Annotated in this window: 1 protein-coding gene and 1 pseudogene; one reads left to right on the top strand and one right to left on the bottom strand. The window is 67.4% G+C overall.

Annotated features, from left to right (window positions below; all coding sequences use genetic code 11):
* A pseudogene (locus DUPY_RS28495) lies at positions 1 to 629 on the bottom strand (hypothetical protein); the annotation flags it as partial.
* Here DUPY_RS28495 and DUPY_RS28690 point away from each other — a divergent pair.
* The coding region (locus DUPY_RS28690) for a hypothetical protein (RefSeq protein WP_208600091.1) at positions 607 to 786 on the top strand (180 nt) is incomplete at its 3' end. The pseudogene DUPY_RS28495 and the gene DUPY_RS28690 sit on opposite strands and share 23 nt — an antisense overlap.

The following is a 786-nucleotide window of genomic DNA, read 5'->3' as shown; positions in this document are numbered from 1 at the left end:
GCGGCGGGGGCTGCCGGGGTAGGCGGAGTTGCGATCGGGATTGCCATTTTGCTTGCCACCTGGGCCGCAGCTGCAGCGCCGGTGGAACCGGCCAGCGCGGTTTGTAATTGCTTCACTTTGCCTTCCAGCTCCACTAGCTTGGTCGACAGCGCCTGGCTTTGGGCATCGAGCGCCTGGCACTCTTTGGCGCCGGAACTGCTTGGCGCGCAGGCGGCAGGAGCGGCCGCCTTTTTCACGCCGACCGGCAATGGCAAGGGCGGCATCGGCAACAACGCTTGCGCCACTAGCGGTGGTGGCGCAGAGGTGGCTGGGGTGCTCGCGACCGCCGCAGGCTTGGTGGCTGCTGCTGGTTTGGTGGCGACGGCCTCGCGTTTGACAGAGGCGGCTTCGGGCTTGGGGGCTAATGCCTCTGGTTTGGCAACGGCGCCTTCGGGCTTGGCGGCGAGCTTGTTGTCGGCTTTTGACGCCAGCTTTTCCGCCGTTTTGTCAGCCGTTTTGTCTGCCGTTTTGTCTGCCGTTTTGTCCGCCGTTTTGTCAGCCGTATTCTCTGCCGTTTTCTCAGCCACCCTGGCCGGCGCAATCAACCGGGAACCGAGCGCCTCGGAAATGCGTTCAGGGATATCGCGCACCGGCACCAGCGCTGGCGGCCGGGCCTGCGCTGGCGCCGCTTTCAAGCCGCCCGGTCCGCCCACTTCCGACTCGTGGAACGACGGCATCGGCGCCGGCCGGGTGCGGTCGCGTACCGCGCGCGCTGGCGCCGGCGCTGCGCTGTCCGCCACCCTGGCC

The organism is Duganella phyllosphaerae (genome assembly GCF_001758785.1).
Lineage (GTDB): Bacteria > Pseudomonadota > Gammaproteobacteria > Burkholderiales > Burkholderiaceae_D > Rugamonas > Rugamonas phyllosphaerae.
Note: the sequence above shows the minus strand (reverse complement) of the source record. Positions and strands in the feature narration are given on the sequence as shown.